Genomic DNA, 17,561 nt, shown 5'->3' on the forward strand with positions numbered 1-17,561 from the left:
ACACAACTAGTCCAGGCGCTCTGTCGCCCACGAAAAGTTGTTATTAGTTTGTAAGCACTACCGCAAGGCCTATATCCGCCCCTGCGCGGACAGTTAATGGAAACTTCGCCAGACAGGGCGAGGAATAACACCTCAGGAATAACCCATGAAGATGGCAAAGAGCCCGGCCACCGCACCGTTAATTAAGGCGCTGGGCGACTATAAGAGCATCCTGATCAGCGTCGGTTGTTTTACCGCGTTAATTAATGTGCTGATGCTGGTTCCGTCGATTTACATGCTTCAGGTCTACGACCGCGTGCTGTCTTCGCAAAACGAAACAACGCTGGCCATGTTGTCCTTAATGGTCGTCGGGTTCTTTGCCTTCATTGGCTTGCTTGAAATTACCCGCAGCTTCATCGTTGTCCGCATCGGCAGCCAGCTGGAGCGCCGCTTCAACCTGCGGGTTTATCAGGCTGCATTCGAACGCAACCTGTTTCGGGGCGAGGGCAACGCCGGGCAAGCCTTGGGGGATCTGACGCAAATTCGCCAATTCGTTACTGGTCCTGCGCTGTTTGCCTTCTTCGATGCGCCGTGGTTTCCGGTCTATCTGTTTGTGATCTACCTGTTCAATGTCTGGCTCGGCGTGTTTGCGACGGTGGGCACGGTGCTGTTGATCGGCCTTGCGTGCCTCAACGAGGCAATGACCAAAAAGCCCTTGGGCGAAGCCGCAGGGTTTTCCCAGAAATCCAGCCAACTGGCCACCAGTCACCTGCACAACGCCGAAACCATTCAGGCCATGGGCATGCTCGGGGCGTTGCGTACACGCTGGTTTCAGGTCCATTCACGGTTCCTCGGCTTGCAGAACCAGGCCAGCGACACCGGTGCCGTCATCAGCTCTCTGAGCAAAACCCTGCGCCTGTGCCTGCAATCGTTGGTGCTGGGGCTGGGTGCCTTGCTGGTGATCAAGGGTGATATGACGGCCGGGATGATGATCGCCGGCTCCATTCTGATGGGCCGCGTGCTGAGCCCCATCGATCAGTTGATCGCCGTGTGGAAGCAGTGGAGCGGCGCCAAGCTCGCTTACCGTCGTCTTGATTCGTTGTTGCAAGCGTTCCCACCGAGTGACGAAGCCATGGCGCTGCCAGCGCCGAAAGGCCAGATCGCGTTCGAGCAGGTCAGCGCCGCGCCGCCAGGGCAACGGGCGGCCACGCTGCACCTGGTCAATTTCAGCCTCGGTGCCGGGGAAGTGCTGGGCGTGCTCGGAGCATCCGGTTCCGGCAAATCGACATTGGCCCGGGTGCTCGTTGGCGTCTGGCCGACGCTGGGCGGTACGGTGCGGCTCGACGGCGCGGACATTCATCGCTGGAACCGCGACGATCTTGGCCCCTACATCGGTTATCTGCCGCAGGACATCGAGCTGTTCAGCGGCAGCATCGCCGAAAACATCGCCCGGTTCAGCGAGGCGGACCCGCAAAAAGTCGTTGAAGCCGCGCAGCAGGCCGGCGTTCACGAACTGATTCTGCGCATGCCGCAAGGCTACGACACCGTGCTCGGCGAGGACGGCAGCGGCTTGTCCGGGGGCCAGAAGCAGCGTGTGGCACTGGCCCGCGCCCTGTATGGCAACCCGCGCCTGGTGGTGCTGGACGAACCCAATTCCAACCTCGACACCGTGGGCGAAGCCGCATTGGCCAGCGCCATCGCGCAGATGAAAGCCCAAGGCACCAGCGTGATTCTGGTGACCCATCGCTCCTCGGCACTGGCCCAGGCCGACAAGTTGTTGGTGCTCAACGAAGGGCGCTTGCAAGCCTTCGGTGCAAGCCAGGACGTGCTCAAGGCACTCGCAGGCCATCAGGAGCAGCCGCGGGAGAAAACCGCGCAAGCACCGGGCGGACTCAGCATGAGCCGGCAGTATCAGCCCTCGACAAGGAACTCGGGCGTATGAGTAACATCAGCGAAGCCACCCTGGAACACGACTACATCGCCGAACGCCCTGAGCGCGACGCGCGTTTCTTCGTCCGCATGGGCTGGATTCTGGCGATTGTCGGCGCCGGCAGCTTCTTCACCTGGGCCAGCCTCGCGCCTCTCGACCAAGGCATTCCTGTGCAAGGCACGGTAGTGGTGTCGGGCAAGCGCAAAGCCGTGCAATCGATGAGCAGTGGCGTGGTCAGCCAGATTCTGGTGCGCGAGGGCCAAGTGGTGAAGCAGGGCCAGCCATTGTTCCAGCTCGACCAGACACAAGTCGCCGCTGACGTGCAATCGCTGCAAGCGCAATACCGCATGGCCTGGGCCAGTCTGGCGCGGTGGCAGAGTGAACGGGACAACCTCAAGCAAGTGAGTTTCCCCGCTGAACTGAGCAACAATCCTGACCCGCGCCTGGCCTTGGTGCTGGAAGGTCAACGGCAGTTGTTCAGCAGCCGCCGTGAAGCGTTTTCCCGCGAGCAGGCTGCCTTGCGCGCCAGCATCGAAGGCGCCAGCGCGCAACTGGCCGGCATGCGCCGCGCCCGCACGGACCTGACTGCCCAAGCCAGTTCTTTGCAACAACAGCTGAGCAACCTTCAGCCCCTGGCGGATAACGGCTACATCCCGCGCAATCGGTTGATGGAGTACCAGCGTCAGCTGTCGCAGGTTCAGCAGCAATTGGCAGAAAACACCGGCGACAGCGGCCGTGTGGAGCAGGGCATCCTCGAATCGCGGCTGAAACTGCAGCAGCACATCGAGGAGTACCAGAAAGAAGTCCGCACCCAACTGGCCGATGCGCAATTGAAAAGCGTGACGCTGGAAGAGCAGCTGACTTCCGCCGGGTTCGATCTGCAACACAGCGAGATCATCGCCACGGCCGATGGCATTGCGGTCAACCTCGGGGTTCACACCGTCGGCGCGGTGGTGCGTCAGGGCGAAACCCTGCTGGAGATCGTGCCTCAGGGGACGAGTCTGGAGGTGGAAGGGCACCTGCCGGTCAACCTGGTCGACAAGGTCGGTACTCACTTGCCGGTGGACATTTTGTTCACGGCGTTCAATCAGAGCCGCACGCCGCGTGTGCCCGGCGAAGTCAGCCTGATCTCCGCCGACCAGATGATCGACGAGAAAACCGGTGCGCCGTATTACGTGTTGCGCAGCAGCGTCAGCGATCAGGCCATGGAAAAACTCAACGGTCTGGTGATCAAGCCCGGCATGCCGGCGGAAATGTTCGTGCGCACCGGTGAACGTTCACTCCTCAACTATTTGTTCAAACCGCTGCTCGACCGGGCAGGTTCCGCGTTGACTGAGGAATAAGGATGTTCCGCTGTATGAATAAGCTTTCCATGCTCGCAGCGACCCTGGCGTTGCTGACCTGCAACAGTGTGCTGGCGATGGGACCGTTCGACATCTACGAACAAGCATTGCGCAATGATCCGGTGTTTCTCGGCGCCCTCAAGGAACGCGATGCCGGCCTTGAAAACCGCGTCATTGGCCGCGCCGGGCTGTTGCCCAGGATCGGTTACAACTACAACAAGGGGCGCAACTCCTCAAAGGTGACCTACCTGAACGATCGCGGTCGTAGCCAGAGCGATGACCGCAACTACAGCAGTTACGGCTCGACCCTGACCCTGCAACAACCGCTGCTCGACTACGAGGCTTACGCGTTGTACCGCAAAGGCGTGGCGCAATCGTTGTTTGCCGACGAAGCCTTTCGCGGCAAGAGCCAGGAATTGCTGGTTCGGGTGCTGGAGCATTACACCCAGGCGCTGTTCGCTCAGGATCAGATCGACATCGCGCAAGCCAAGAAAAAGGCGTTCGAGCAACAGTTCCAGCAGAACGAACACATGTTTCGTCAGGGCGAGGGCACGCGCACCGACATCCTTGAGGCCGAGTCCCGCTATGAACTGGCCACGGCCGAGGAAATCGAAGCCCGTGATGAGCAGGACGCGTCGTTACGAGAACTGGGCGCGCTGATCGGCGAGCCGGCAATCAACATCGGGGATTTGGCGCCGCTGGATCAGCGTTTCCAGACGTTCACGCTGCAACCGGCCAATTACGACACCTGGCACGAGATGGCCGTGGCCAACAACCCGAATCTGGCTTCGCAGCGCCATGCCGTGGAAGTTGCGCGGTATGAAGTCGAACGCAACCGCGCCGGGCACCTGCCCAAAGTCAGTGCCTACGCCTCGGTGCGCCAGAACGAGTCGGAAAGCGGCAACACCTACAACCAGCGTTACGACACCAACACCATCGGGATTGAAGTCAGCGTGCCGTTGTATGCGGGTGGCGGGGTGTCCGCATCGACCCGCCAGGCCAGCCGCACCATGGAACAGGCTGAGTACGAACTGGACGGCAAGACCCGGGACACGCTGATCCAGCTGCGTCGCCAGTTCAGCGCCTGTCTGTCCGGTGTGAACAAGCTGCGCGCTTATCAGAAGGCCCAGATATCTGCCGAAGCGCTGGTGGTGTCGACCAAGCAAAGCATCCTGGGCGGTGAACGGGTCAACCTCGATGCGCTGAACGCCGAACAACAACTCTTTACCACCCGCCGGGATTTGGCCCAGGCACGCTACGACTATTTGATGGCCTGGACCAAGTTGCACTACTACGCCGGGACGTTGAATGAGCAGGATCTGGCCAAGGTTGACGAGGCCTTCGGCCAAGGCCCCAGAACTCAATGAATTCCTGAAGAAACACCACATGTGGCGAGGGAGCTTGCTCCCGTTCGGTTGCGCAGCAACCGCCGTCAAGGGCCGCTTCGCGGCCCAGCGGGAGCAAGCTCCCTCGCCACAGGAACAGCGACAACCTGAGGAAAGCAGCACCCAACCAGAATTCTAAAAACGCCAAAAAAGCGAGAAGTCATGAACATGGACGTACAGATCAAGCCGATGTCGGTCGGCACGCTATTACTCCTGGTGTCAGCAATGCCCGTCTCAGTGCAGGCCGCTTACCTGGAAACCGGCGTGCCCGGTGATGCCGCCAGTTGGCGCTCGGCGGAGTTCCAGCGCGACTGGGGACTTGCCCGTATGCAAGCCGATCAAGCCTATGCCGCCGGCATCACTGGCAAAGGGGTGAAAATCGGCGAGCTCGATTCAGGCTTCGATGCGGCCCATCCCGAATTCGCCACCGGCCGTTACCACGCGGTGACCGCCAGCGGCAGTTACGTTGACGGCTCCCGGTTCAATGTCGACGGCGCACTCAACGCCAACAACGATTCCCATGGCACGCACGTCGCCGGCACCATTGGGGCTTCCCGCGATGGTACCGGCATGCACGGCGTGGCTTACAACGCGCAGGTCTACGTCGGCAACACCAACAAGAACGACAGCTTCCTGTTTGGCCCCAATCCTGATCCACGCTACTTCAAAGCGGTCTATAACGCGTTGGCGGATGCCGGTGTGCGAGCGATCAACAACAGCTGGGGCAGCCAGCCACCGGACGTCAGCTATCGGACCCTCGCCGATCTGCAGGCGGCCTACGCCCAGCACTGGAACAAAGGCACCTGGCTCGATGAGGCGGCGGGCGTTTCCCGACGCAGCGTAATCAACGTGTTCAGCGCCGGTAACAGCGGGTACCCCAATGCCAGCGTGCGTTCTGCCTTGCCTTACTTTGAGCCGGACCTGGAAGGCCACTGGCTGGCGGTGTCGGGTCTGGATCAAGGCAATCAGCAGAAATACAACCAGTGCGGGATCGCCAAGTATTGGTGCATCACCACCCCCGGCGCGAAGATCGACAGCACCATTCCCGGCGCAGGCTTTGCGATCAAGTCCGGCACCTCCATGTCCGCGCCGCATGCCACCGGTGCCCTGGCGCTGGTGATGGAGCGCTACCCGTACATGAACAACCAGCAGGCGCTGGAAACCCTGCTGACCACCGCCACCCAGCTCGACGGTTCGATCACCGAGGCGCCGAATACCCGCGTCGGCTGGGGCGTGGCCAACCTCGAACGGGCGATGCGCGGGCCGGGGCAATTGCTCGGACGTTTCGACGCCAATCTGGGGGCAGGGCAGAGTGATGTCTGGAGTAACAACATCACCGACAAGGCGCTGATTCAGCGTCAGAGCGAAGACGCGGCGGAACACAGTGCCTGGCAACAGACATTGCAGACCAAAGGTTGGGAGAACGGTGTACCGGTCGGTGCCAGCCAGCAGGATCAGACGGACTACGCGGTGGGCATGGCACGCGATCTTGCCGCCTCCACTCGGGTCTACGAAGGCAGCCTGATCAAGTCCGGTGCCGGACGCCTGATGCTGACCGGCAACAGCACTTATCGCGGGCCGACCACGGTGAATGGCGGTCTGCTGTCGGTCAACGGTTCGTTGGCATCAAAGGTGACCGTCAATGACAGCGGCACGCTGGGTGGATCGGGGCTCTTCGGCGCACTGACCGCCAACCGCGGCGCGACGGTTGCGCCTGGCAATTCCATTGGCACCTTGCAGGTCAGCGGCGACGTCACGTTTGCGCCGGGTTCGACCTACGCGGTGGAGCTGTCGCCGACCGATAGCGACCGGATCGTCGTGGGCGGTACGGCCACGGTCAGCGGCGCGACCGTTAGCCTGTCTCTGGAAAACAGCCCGACCTTGCTCAGCACTCAACAAGTGCAAAGCCTGCTCGGTCATCAGTACAACATCCTGCAAGCGGCCGGCGGCATTCAAGGTCAGTTCGGTGCGGTGCTGCCCAACTACCTGTTCATCGGCGGCAGCCTCGATTACGCCGCCACCGGTATTCAATTGAGTGTCGAGCGCAACGACACGACCTTCGCCAGCGTCGGCCAAACGCCGAACCAGCGCGCCGTAGCCTCCGCCGTGGAAGGCCTCGGGGCGGGCAATCCGGTTTACGAAAGCCTGCTGCTGTCGCCCACCGCGACGTCAGCTCAACAGGCGTTTCAGCAGTTGTCGGGGGAAATCTATCCGGCGCTGGGTTCGGTACTGATCAACGACAGCCGCTACCTGCGTGATGCTGTCGGCGAGCGACTGATTGACGCCCAAGGCACTCAAAGCAATGGCTGGATCAAGGTGCTGGGCGCCTGGGGCAAGACAGATGAGCGCCATGACACCGCCGGTTACACCACCTCGATTGGCGGCTTGCTCGCCGGTGTCGACGGAGCGCTCGATGAGCAAACCCGGATCGGTCTGGTCACCGGTTATAGCGACAGCTCGGTGAGCATGGGCTCCGGCACTCACTCATCGGCCAAGGTCGACAGCTATCACCTGGGTGCTTATGCCGGCCGCGAGTCAGGTGCCTGGCGTCTGAGTGCCGGTGGTGCCTACAGCTGGCATCGGGCCGACGTCAAACGTGACCTGCAATACGGCGACGTCAGTGCCAAACAGAAAGCCAAGGTCGATGCCGGGACCACCCAAGTGTTCGGCGAAGCGGCGTATCGCCTGAACCTGCAACCTCTGGCGCTCGAACCTTTCGCGAATCTGGCCTACGTGCACCTCGACACCGAAGGTTTCACCGAGAAAGGTGACGCCGCCGCACTGAAAAGCAGTGGCGACACGCGTGACGCGGTGCTGAGCACGTTGGGCGTGCGCGCATTGAAAACCGTGAACCTGTCCGGCCAGCAGAAACTGGACCTGAGCGGCAGCCTCGGCTGGCAGCACAACCTGAGCCAAACCGATTCTGATGAGCACCTGGCGTTTGCCGGCGGCAGCACAGCGTTTTCCGTGGAGAGTTCGTCAATGGTGCGTGATGCCGCGCTGGTGGGCGCCCATGCCAGCCTGGCCCTGAGCCGGGACATCCGCTTGAACCTCGATTACACCGGCCAACTGGCCAGCCGCGAGAAGAGCCATGGCGTAGGGCTCAGCCTCAATTGGCAGTTTTAACGCAGACCCCTTGTAGCAGCTGCCGAAGGCTGCGTTCGGCTGCGAAGCAGTCGCAAAATCAGACTCCGCGGTCCATCAGTCACACCGTGCATTCAGGGTTTACGACTGCTGCGCAGCCGAACGCAGGCTGCGCCAGCTGCTACAGGATGTGTGTGAATTTGAAGGGTGCTTTTCAAGGCACAGGGATTTTGGCAACACAACTAAGGACGGTAGCTGGATGAATAACAAGCACAACAACCTGGCCATGCTTTGCGCATTGGCCACCCTCGGTACCGCACACGCGGCGCCTTACGTGGAAAACGGTAGAGCAGGCGATCCCAACAGTTGGCGCAGCACTGAATTCAATGCCGATTGGGGGCTGGGAGCGGTCAACGCACAGGAGGCCTACGCTGCCGGTTACACCGGCAAAGGCGTGAAACTGGGGATCTTCGACCAACCGGTCTACGCCGCGCATCCGGAGTTTTCCGGCCCCAACAAAGTGATCACCCTGGTCACCAGCGGCATCCGCGAATACACCGACCCGTACATCCCGGTCAAAGCGGGAGACGCCTTTCGCTACGACGGTTCGCCCTCGATTGGTTCCGACGGCAAGCTGGGGGCCCACGGCACCCACGTTGGCGGGATTGCTGCCGGCAGTCGCGATGGCGGCCCGATGCATGGTGTGGCGTTCGGCTCGCAGATCATCAGTGCGGACAACGGAGATCCGGGCCCGGAAGACGGCATCATTCGCGGCAATGACGGTGCGGTCTACAAGGCTGGTTGGGATGCCTTGATCGCCAGCGGCGCGCGGATCATCAACAACAGTTGGGGCATCGGCATCACCGATCGCTTCGACCTCGGCGGACGCAATCCCGCCTACCCGCATTTCACCGTGCAAGACGCGCAATTGCAGTTCAATGAGATCCGTCCGCTGCTCGGGACCAAACCGGGCGGAGCCTACGACGGCGCCATCGCGGCGGCCCGCAGCGGTATCGTGACGATCTTCGCGGCCGGCAACGACTACAACCTCAACAACCCGGACGCCATCGCAGGCCTGGGCTATTTCGTCCCGGACATCGCGCCGAACTGGGTGACCGTGGCGGCGTTGCAGAAAAACCCGGACCTCAACAGCCCGGATCTCTACAACATCAGCACCTTCTCATCGCGCTGCGGCTACACCGCCAGCTTTTGCGTGTCCGCCCCGGGCAGCAAGATCTACAGCTCGATCATCAGCGGTACCAACGCCGGCGACCTGACCACCGGCTACAAGAATTACAACGGCACCTCGATGGCGGCGCCGCATGTCGCCGGTTCCATGGCCGTGCTGATGGAACGCTTCCCGTACATGACCGGCGCCCAGGTCGCCAGCGTGTTGCGCACCACGGCCACCGACCTCGGTGCGCCAGGTGTCGATTCGCTGTACGGCTGGGGCATGATCAACCTGCGCAAAGGCATCGATGGCCCGGCGATGTTTGTCACCGAGCAAGACATTCCCGAGGAGTTGCGCATCCAGGGTGCCTACGGTTCGAGCCAGTTTGTCGCGGATTTGCCGGGGATCGGCGCGATCATCGACGCGGGCAAACCGACCGAACGCGTGTGCAATGACGTGCACTGCGGCCTCGACACATGGCGCAATGACATTTCCGGCCATGGTGGCCTGACCAAGCAGGGCATCGGCACGCTGGTGCTGACCGGCGCCAACACCTATGCCGGCCCGACCCTGGTCAATCAGGGCCGCCTGGCAATCAACGGCTCGCTGCTCTCGGCGGTCACCGTCAACGACAGCGGGATCCTCGGCGGTAATGGCCGCATCGGCGCATTGACCGCGAAAAGCGGTGGCACGGTAGCGCCAGGTAATTCCATCGGCACCTTGCAGGTGGCGGGCGACGTGATCTTCGAACCTGGCTCGACCTACGCCGTGGAGTTGTCGCCGACCAGCAGCGATCGGATCGTGGCGGGCGGCAAAGCGGTGATCGACGGCGCTACCGTCAGCCTGTCCCTGGAAAATAGCCCGACCTTGCTGACCACCAGTGAAGTGAAATCCTTGCTCGGCAACCAATACAACATTCTGCAAGCAGCCGGCGGGATCGAAGGGCGTTTCGGTGCCGTACTCCCGGATTACCTGTTCATCGGAGGCACGCTCGACTACTCGGCCAATGGCATCCAACTGGCGGTAGAGCGCAACGCAGCGTCCTTCGCCAGCGTCGGCCAAACCCCGAATCAACGCGCCGTCGCCGCAGCCGCCGAGCAACTGGGCGCCGGCAATCCTCTCTATGAAACCTTACTGCTTTCGCCGACCGCTGCCGTCGCGCAACAAGCGTTCCAGCAACTGTCCGGTGAGATTCACCCGGCGATCGGCACGCTGCTGATCAACGACAGCCGTTACCTGCGCGATGCCGTCGGTGAACGCCTGCGTGAGCGTGATCTGTTCAACGCTGCGGCACCGACCGATGACCGTAGCAACGCCTGGGTCAAAGTCCTCGGCGCCTGGGGCAAGAGCGATGGCGGGCATGACAACGCCAGTTCCAACAGCTCCATCGGCGGCTTGCTGGCCGGTGTCGACGGTCTGATCACTGAAGATACGCGGCTGGGTTTCGTGACCGGTTACAGCGACAGTTCGTTGAGCATGGGCGATGGCACGCATTCGTCAGCCTCGGTCGACAGCTACCACTTGGGCGCCTATCTGGGCCATGAAATCGATGCGCTGCGTCTGAGCGTCGGCGGCGCATACAGCTGGCATCGCATCGACGTGAAGCGTGACCTTCAATTGGGCGACGTCAGCGGCAAACAGAAATCCAAACGCGATGCCACAACCGCACAACTGTTTACCGAAGCGGCGTATCGCCTGGACCTGCAACCGCTGGCGCTGGAACCGTTCGCCAACCTGGCTTACGTGCACCTCAACAGCGACAGTTTCACCGAAAAGGGTGATGCCGCAGCGCTCAAGGGGGGCGAAGACAACCGCGACGCCGTGCTCTCGACCCTCGGCCTGCGGGCGAGCAAAGCCATTGCCCTGTCGGACAAGCAGCTGGAACTGTCCGGCACGCTGGGCTGGCAGCACAACCTGAGCAACACCCGTTCCGAAGATCACCTGGCCTTCGCCAACGGCAACACCGCGTTCAGCGTGCAGAGCGTTTCCCTGGACCGTAACGCTGCCGTCATCGGTGCGCGGGCCGGTTTGGCTGTGGCGCAGGACGTTCGTTTGAGCCTGGATTACAACGGACTGCTCGGCTCCCGCGAGAAAGACCACGGTGTGGGTCTGACGCTCGACTGGCAGTTCTGATTTAAATGCTCCGGGGCGCCTCGTGATGGGACGTCCTGGTTGTGAGCTATCTCTAACAATTCCAACAAAGAGAGAGGCAATACCAATGGGTGTGTACGACTACAAAAACTTCGGTACAGCCGATTCCAAAGCGTTATTTACCGACGCGATGGCGATCACGCTGTATTCCTATCACAACCTGGATAACGGCTTTGCCACCGGCTATCAGCACAACGGCTTCGGCCTTGGCTTGCCGGCGACACTGGTGACCGCACTGATCGGCGGCGCCGATTCCCAGGGCGTCATTCCCGGAATCCCATGGAACCCCGATTCGGAAAAAGCCGCGCTGGACGCGGTGCAGAAAGCCGGGTGGACACCGATCACCGCCACGCAACTGGGCTATGACGGCAAGGTCGACGCACGCGGAACGTTCTTCGGCGAGAAGGCCGGGTACACCAGCGCCCAGGTGGAAATCCTCGGCAAGTACGACGCGCAGGGGCATCTCAGCGAAATCGGTATCGCCTTTCGAGGTACCAGCGGCCCACGAGAAAGCCTGATCGGCGACTCCATCGGCGATGTGATCAACGATCTGCTGGCGGCGTTAGGGCCCAAGGATTATGCGAAAAATTACGTCGGCGAAGCCTTCGGTAATCTGCTGAGCGACGTCGCGGCGTTTGCCCAGGCCAATGGCCTGTCGGGCAAGGACGTGCTGGTCAGCGGCCATAGCCTCGGCGGGTTGGCGGTCAATAGCCTGGCGGATTTGAGCAGCGGCAAGTGGAACGGGTTCTACCAGGATTCCAGCTACATCGCCTACGCCTCGCCGACCCAAAGCAGCACCGATAAAGTGCTGAACGTCGGTTACGAAAACGACCCGGTGTTCCGCGCCCTCGACGGCTCCTCGTTCAACCTGTCGTCGGTGGGCGTACACGATGCCGCCAAGGTTTCGACGACCGATAACATCGTCAGCTTCAACGACCACTACGCCTCGACGGCGTGGAATGTGCTGCCGTTTTCGATCCTCAATATACCGACCTGGATATCGCACTTGCCGACCGCCTATGGCGACGGCATGAACCGGGTAATCGAGTCGAAGTTCTACGACCTCACCAGCAAAGACTCGACGATCATCGTTGCTAACCTGTCGGATCCGGCGCGCGCCAACACGTGGGTTCAGGACCTGAATCGCAACGCTGAAACCCACAAGGGCAGCACCTTCATCATCGGCAGTGACGGCAATGATCTGATCCAGGGTGGACGGGGCAACGACTATCTGGAAGGCCGCGATGGCAACGACACCTTCCGCGACGGTGGTGGCTACAACATCTTGCTGGGTGGCAAGGGCAACAACGTGCTGGATGTGCAGCAGTCGGTGAAGAACTTCGACTTCGCCAATGACGGCGCCGGCAACCTGTACATCCGCGACGCCAATGGCGGCATCAGCATGACCCGCGACATTGGCAGCATTGTGACCAAGGAACCGGGGGTTCTGTGGGGGCTGTTCAAGGATGACGTGACTCACAGCGTCACGGCCGAAGGCCTTAAGGCGGGCAACAACGTTACCCAATACGCGTCAACGGTAAAGGGCGGCGCCGGTGCCGATACGCTCAAGGCACACGCTGGCGGCGATTGGCTGTTTGGACTGGACGGCAACGATCATTTGATCGGCAGCACCGGTAACGACGTGTTTGTCGGCGGGGCGGGCAATGACGTGTTGGAGTCGGGGGGCGGAATCGATACGTTCCTGTTTAGCGGCGCGTTTGGTCAGGACCGGGTGGTTGGCTACCAGGCCAGCGACAAACTGGTGTTTCTCGGGGTTCAGGGTGTGACGCCGAACGACGACTACCGGGCGCATGCCACGGCGGTGGGGCACGACACGGTATTGACGTTTGGGGGGGATTCGGTGACGTTGGTCGGGGTTGGGCTGGATAGCCTGTCGGGCTCAGGGGTTGTTATTGCCTGAAGGTGAAGTGGCGCCGGTAAGGGCCCCTTCGCGAGCAAGCCCGCTCCCACACTTGATCGCATTTCTCCAGGAAGAACTCGGTCAAATGTGGGAGCGGGCTTGCTCGCGAAGAACGATAACGCGGTACTCAGTCTTCCTGCCGAATTGTGCTCACATCATCAGCCTTGACCCTCACTTTCGCCCCGGAAATATCTTCGAACTCAAAGAAACCGTCCTTGGTCTTGGTTTTCGGCATGTCCTTGGTCAAATACTGGGTGCCGTTCTGCAGCGTCACAACCGTTGGCGTCGAGCAACCGGCCAGGGCCAGAAAGGCCGCTACCGCCAGGGGCAAGCCCAGAGTCTTGATATTCATAACCACCTCTCATCCTTCAAAAAAAGCAGCGCGACTGCCACGAGCGAATTTCAATCGTCACTGTACCTATAAGGCGGTTTGTGCGATGGATCGGCAGAAAGTTCATAGCCATCCGAAAAATTACCGATTAACGCCGCCGCTTATCCTTTTCCGTTTGCACCGGGCAGGGCGTAGCTGGTATCTGTACGCATAACCAGTACTCGCTCGCCATGGCCTTTTTTCCTGTGACTGCAAACCCTCTCGACGATCCGTTCTACTACTTGAACAACTTCATGCAAGTGCTTGATTGGCTTGAGCATCGCTATGCCGATGTGTTGAGTGTCGAAGAGCAGCACTTCATCCGCGAGTTCAAGCGGTTGCCCCGTGAGTCCAGGGCGCTGCTGGTCAGGATGGTGATGCGCAAGGGGAATCACTTTCGGGCGAGCAAGCTGCATTACCTCGAGATCGGCGACACCGCCATTGCCGCCGGCCCACTGCTGGCGCTGGGCTGGATCGATGAGCAATCGCCGCTGTCGATCGAAGCGCTGTTCGAGGTGCTGCTCAAGGCGGAAATTCTCCAGTGTTTTGGCGCCACCATCGATCAGCCCAAGGGAAAAAAAACCGATTGGCTGCCCGCCCTGAGCGAACAGTTTCCCCAGGCTCACAGCTTCGGCCAATGGTGCCCGTCGCTGGATGACCGATTGTTCAGCCTGACCATCATGGGCCTCTGCGACCGGCTGCGCTTGATGTTTTTCGGCAATCTTTACCAGGACTGGTCCGAGTTCGTGCTGGCTGACCTGGGCATCTTTACCTATGAAAAAGTCGAGTTCTGCACCGACTCCCGAGGCCTGCGTAGCCGCGACGACGTGGACGCCTGCCTCTTCCTTCATGAGTGTCAGCAGCATTTCGAGGCCGGCGAAGCAGTAGAAGACATTGTCGAGCAGATCAAAGGGCTGGCGCTGAACAATCCCTGGCTGCAAAGACGTCGCGGCAAACTGTTGTTCCAGATCGGTCAGCATTGCGAGCGCATAGCGGATTTCTCTACCGCACTGGCGATCTACCGCGAGTGTGCGTATCCCGGCGCGCGCCTGCGGTTGATTCGTGTGTTGGAGCGCTGTGGTGAATACCAACTGGCCATGGACCTTGCCGCGGTGGTGGAGCAATCGCCGGAAAGTGCCGCCGAGCAGCAACAATTGTTGCGTGTGCTGCCCAGGCTGCGGCGCAAGTTGGGCGGGCCGGTGATAAAGCGCGGATCCCCACGGGAGATGCTGCGCCTGGACCTGCAACTGCCCAGAACCGACCCGGCGTTGTCGGTGGAGTCTTACGTTCAGGCGCATTTGGCGCAAGAGTCGGCACCGGTGCATTACGTCGAAAACAGCCTGATCAACTCGCTGTTTGGTCTGCTGTGCTGGCCGGCGATTTTCGCGCCGTTGCCGGGAGCGTTTTTCCACCCGTTCCAGCGTGGGCCGGTGGATCTGCTCAATGAGGACTTTCATGAACGTCGTGCGGAACTGTTCCAAAGCTGCCTGGCTGAACTCGATGACGGGCGATATCGCCAGACAATTCGTGAACGCTATGCCAGCAAGTGGGGCGTGCAGTCGCCCTTCGTGTTCTGGGGTGTGCTGAGCGAAGAATTGCTCGATCAGGCACTCGATTGCTTGCCGGCCGAGCACCTCAAGCACTGGTTCAATCGACTGCTGTCGGACATCAAGGCCAATCGCGCCGGCATGCCGGACCTGATCCAGTTTTGGCCGCAGGACAAAACCTACCGAATGATCGAAGTCAAAGGCCCCGGTGATCGCCTGCAAGACAATCAATTGCGCTGGCTCGAGTTCTGCCATGAGCACCAGATGCCGATTGCCGTCTGCTACGTGCAATGGGCGGAGCAGGGCGCTTGAGTTACAGCATCGCAGTGCGGGCGCTGTGTGAATTCACCGCCAAGGTTGGTGACCTCGACCTGCGTTTTACGCCTTCGCCGACGGCGCTGGAAGGGATTGTCGGGCACCGTACGGTGGCGTCCCGGCGCAGCGAGGGCTACCAGAGTGAAGTCGCGCTTGAAGGCCTGTATCAAACGTTGAAGGTCAAGGGCCGGGCCGACGGCTACGATCCCGCGCAAAACTGCCTGGAAGAAGTCAAAACCTATCGCGGCGACTTGAGCAAGCAACCGGCCAACCACCGTCAACTGCACTGGGCGCAGGCAAAAATTTACGGCTGGTTGATGTGCCAGAAACTGGAGCTGGCACAGATCAATCTGGCCCTCGTGTACTTCGACATCGTCAGCGAAAAGGAAACCTGCCTGGTCGAGGCTTTCAGCGCCGCGCAACTGCGGCTGTTCTTCGAACAACATTGCGCCTTGTTCCTGCACTGGGCCGAGCAGGAAATGGCCCATCGCGAGGGGCGTAATCGGGCGGCGCAACAACTGGCGTTTCCCCACGCCGACTTTCGACCCGGGCAACGTCATCTGGCGGAATCGGTGTTCAAGGCCGTCAGCACCGGCCGTTGCTTGATGGCGCAGGCGCCCACGGGGATCGGCAAGACGGTCGGCACGCTGTTCCCGATGCTCAAGGCCCTGGCGCCGCAGCAACTGGACAAGGTGTTCTTCCTCACGGCGAAAACCCCGGGGCGCAAACTGGCGCTGGACGCCGCGCAAGTGATCCTCGACAGCGCCGACGCGCCCCCCTTGCGGGTGCTCGAAATGATCGCCCGGGACAAGGCCTGCGAGCATCCGGACAAAGCCTGCCACGGCGAATCCTGCCCGTTGGCCCAGGGTTTCTATGATCGCTTGCCCGCCGCTCGCCAGGCGGCCAGCAAGTTGTCCCTGCTGAACCAGAACGCTTTGCGTGAAGTCGCCCTGCAACACGAGGTCTGTCCCTACTACTTGAGCCAGGAAATGGCCCGCTGGGCAGACGTGGTGGTCGCCGATTACAACTACTATTTCGATTTCAGCGCACTGTTGTTCGGGCTGGCCCAGGCCAATAACTGGACAGTCGCGGTGCTGGTGGACGAAGCGCATAACCTGGTGGAGCGCGGCCGGCAGATGTACAGCGCCAGCCTCGACCAGTCGACCCTCAACGGCGTACGAAAAACCGCGCCCGATGCGTTGAAAAAACCCTTGCAACGGGTCAACCGTGAGTGGAATGCCCTGCATAACCTGCAACTCGGCGCCTATCAGGCCTATGACAAGGCGCCGGAAAAACTGCTCCAGGCGTTGTCGTCGTGCAGCGCGAGCATCGGCGAATACCTGAACGATCATCCGCAAGGCCTGGACGGCGCGTTACAGAACTTCTATTTCGACATGCTGCAATTTTGCCGGGTGGCCGAGCTCTTTGATCAACAGTTCCTGTTCGACATCAGCAAGCGCGACCTCGACCGCCAACGCAACCTGTCGCAGCTGTGCCTGCGCAACGTGGTACCCGCCGGCTTCATCCGCCCACGCCTGACGGCTGCACGCAGCACCGTGCTGTTTTCCGCGACCCTGAGCCCTCGCCACTACTATGCCGATCTGCTCGGCACGCCGGCGGACACGGTGTGGATCGATGTTGAATCGCCATTTCACGCCGATCAGCTGCAAGTGCACATCGTCAGCCAGATCTCCACACGGTTCGTCCATCGCCAGTCATCCCTTGCGCCGATCGTCGAGCTGATTGCCCGGCAGTTCAGCCAACGTCCCGGCAACTACCTGGCGTTTTTCAGCAGCTTCGATTATTTACAGCAAGTGGCGCAGTTGCTGGCCGAGAAACACCCACACATCAATCTGTGGTCGCAGTCCCGGGGCATGGGGGAAGGGCAGCGTCAGGACTTCCTCGATCAGTTCACCGCCGACAGTCAGGGCGTCGGTTTTGCGGTGCTGGGCGGGGCGTTTGGCGAAGGCATTGATTTGCCGGGCGCGCGACTGATCGGAGCGTTTATCGCCACCCTCGGGCTGGCGCAACTCAACCCGGTCAACGAGCAGTTGAAACAGCGCATGGCGGCGATTTTCGGTGCCGGTTATGACTACACCTACCTGTTTCCCGGCGTGCAGAAAGTGGTGCAGGCGGCGGGGAGGGTGATCCGCACCCAGCAGGATCAAGGGGTGGTCATGTTGATCGATGACCGATTTGGCGATAGTAAGGTCAAGCAGTTGTTGCCGCGCTGGTGGTCGATTGCGCCAGCTTCTTTTGCAACTCAGCGAACGTCTGACCACCCAATAATCTGAGGCGTAGGTTCCAGAGCCGCCACCCAGCGTTTTTTTCGAACTTTCCAAATTTCTGGTTTGTCGCATACTCC

General features: G+C 60.8%; 9 protein-coding genes. 8 read left to right on the top strand and 1 reads right to left on the bottom strand.

What is annotated here, in order from left to right; all coding sequences use genetic code 11:
• Window positions 1-145: 145 nt before the first annotated feature.
• The 6 genes from ABH912_RS05405 to ABH912_RS05430 all read left to right on the top strand — a co-directional run bounded on the left by ABH912_RS05405 (window position 146) and on the right by ABH912_RS05430 (window position 12,964).
• A complete protein-coding gene (locus ABH912_RS05405; protein WP_429509922.1) occupies window positions 146-1,921 on the top strand; it encodes a type I secretion system permease/ATPase in 1,776 nt (591 codons plus the stop codon).
• Window positions 1,918-3,252 carry an HlyD family type I secretion periplasmic adaptor subunit gene (locus ABH912_RS05410; RefSeq protein WP_033054944.1) on the top strand — a complete coding sequence of 445 codons (1,335 nt, stop codon included), beginning with the start codon at window positions 1,918-1,920 and terminating at the stop codon, window positions 3,250-3,252. Before ABH912_RS05405 ends, ABH912_RS05410 begins: the two co-directional genes overlap by 4 nt.
• A gap of 2 nt (window positions 3,253-3,254) precedes the next feature.
• Window positions 3,255-4,619: a TolC family outer membrane protein gene (locus tag ABH912_RS05415; protein ID WP_429509924.1), complete on the top strand. Its 1,365-nt coding sequence runs from the start codon at window positions 3,255-3,257 to the stop codon at window positions 4,617-4,619.
• 186 nt (window positions 4,620-4,805) lie between these two features.
• The gene (locus ABH912_RS05420; RefSeq protein WP_429513052.1) at window positions 4,806-7,763 is read left to right on the top strand and encodes an autotransporter domain-containing protein; all 2,958 of its coding nucleotides are present in this window, start codon (window positions 4,806-4,808) and stop codon (window positions 7,761-7,763) included.
• 217 nt (window positions 7,764-7,980) lie between these two features.
• Window positions 7,981-11,025 carry an autotransporter domain-containing protein gene (locus ABH912_RS05425; protein WP_429509926.1) on the top strand — a complete coding sequence of 1,015 codons (3,045 nt, stop codon included), beginning with the start codon at window positions 7,981-7,983 and terminating at the stop codon, window positions 11,023-11,025.
• 85 nt (window positions 11,026-11,110) lie between these two features.
• Window positions 11,111-12,964: a polyurethane esterase gene (locus ABH912_RS05430; protein ID WP_429509928.1), complete on the top strand. Its 1,854-nt coding sequence runs from the start codon at window positions 11,111-11,113 to the stop codon at window positions 12,962-12,964.
• Between the two features lie 127 nt (window positions 12,965-13,091).
• On the opposite strand, the gene ABH912_RS05435 is transcribed toward ABH912_RS05430, so the two are convergent.
• Entirely contained in the window at window positions 13,092-13,316 is a 225-nt protein-coding gene (locus ABH912_RS05435) for a YgdI/YgdR family lipoprotein (protein WP_429509930.1), read from the bottom strand.
• Window positions 13,317-13,525: 209 nt separating this feature from the next.
• Between ABH912_RS05435 and ABH912_RS05440 the strand changes: the two genes are divergently transcribed.
• Window positions 13,526-15,193 carry a VRR-NUC domain-containing protein gene (locus ABH912_RS05440; protein ID WP_429509931.1) on the top strand — a complete coding sequence of 556 codons (1,668 nt, stop codon included), beginning with the start codon at window positions 13,526-13,528 and terminating at the stop codon, window positions 15,191-15,193.
• On the top strand, window positions 15,190-17,490 hold the full coding sequence (locus tag ABH912_RS05445) for an ATP-dependent DNA helicase (RefSeq protein WP_429509932.1): 2,301 nt from the start codon (window positions 15,190-15,192) through the stop codon (window positions 17,488-17,490). Before ABH912_RS05440 ends, ABH912_RS05445 begins: the two co-directional genes overlap by 4 nt.
• Window positions 17,491-17,561 lie beyond the last annotated feature (71 nt).

Origin of the sequence: Pseudomonas sp. BT76 TE3572 (genome assembly GCF_050435365.1) — a bacterium.
In the GTDB taxonomy this organism is placed as follows: domain Bacteria; phylum Pseudomonadota; class Gammaproteobacteria; order Pseudomonadales; family Pseudomonadaceae; genus Aquipseudomonas; species Aquipseudomonas fluorescens_W.

Bases quoted from the DNA above. Each gene is read 5' to 3' on its own strand.
- ABH912_RS05420 (WP_429513052.1), top strand. From the start codon at position 4,806: ATGGACGTACAGATCAAGCCGATGTCGGTCGGCACGCTATTACTCCTG.
- ABH912_RS05425 (WP_429509926.1), top strand. From the start codon at position 7,981: ATGAATAACAAGCACAACAACCTGGCCATGCTTTGCGCATTGGCCACC.
- ABH912_RS05410 (WP_033054944.1), top strand. From the start codon at position 1,918: ATGAGTAACATCAGCGAAGCCACCCTGGAACACGACTACATCGCCGAA.
- ABH912_RS05415 (WP_429509924.1), top strand. From the start codon at position 3,255: ATGTTCCGCTGTATGAATAAGCTTTCCATGCTCGCAGCGACCCTGGCG.
- ABH912_RS05405 (WP_429509922.1), top strand. From the start codon at position 146: ATGAAGATGGCAAAGAGCCCGGCCACCGCACCGTTAATTAAGGCGCTG.
- ABH912_RS05430 (WP_429509928.1), top strand. From the start codon at position 11,111: ATGGGTGTGTACGACTACAAAAACTTCGGTACAGCCGATTCCAAAGCG.
- ABH912_RS05440 (WP_429509931.1), top strand. From the start codon at position 13,526: ATGGCCTTTTTTCCTGTGACTGCAAACCCTCTCGACGATCCGTTCTAC.
- ABH912_RS05435 (WP_429509930.1), bottom strand. From the start codon at position 13,316: ATGAATATCAAGACTCTGGGCTTGCCCCTGGCGGTAGCGGCCTTTCTG.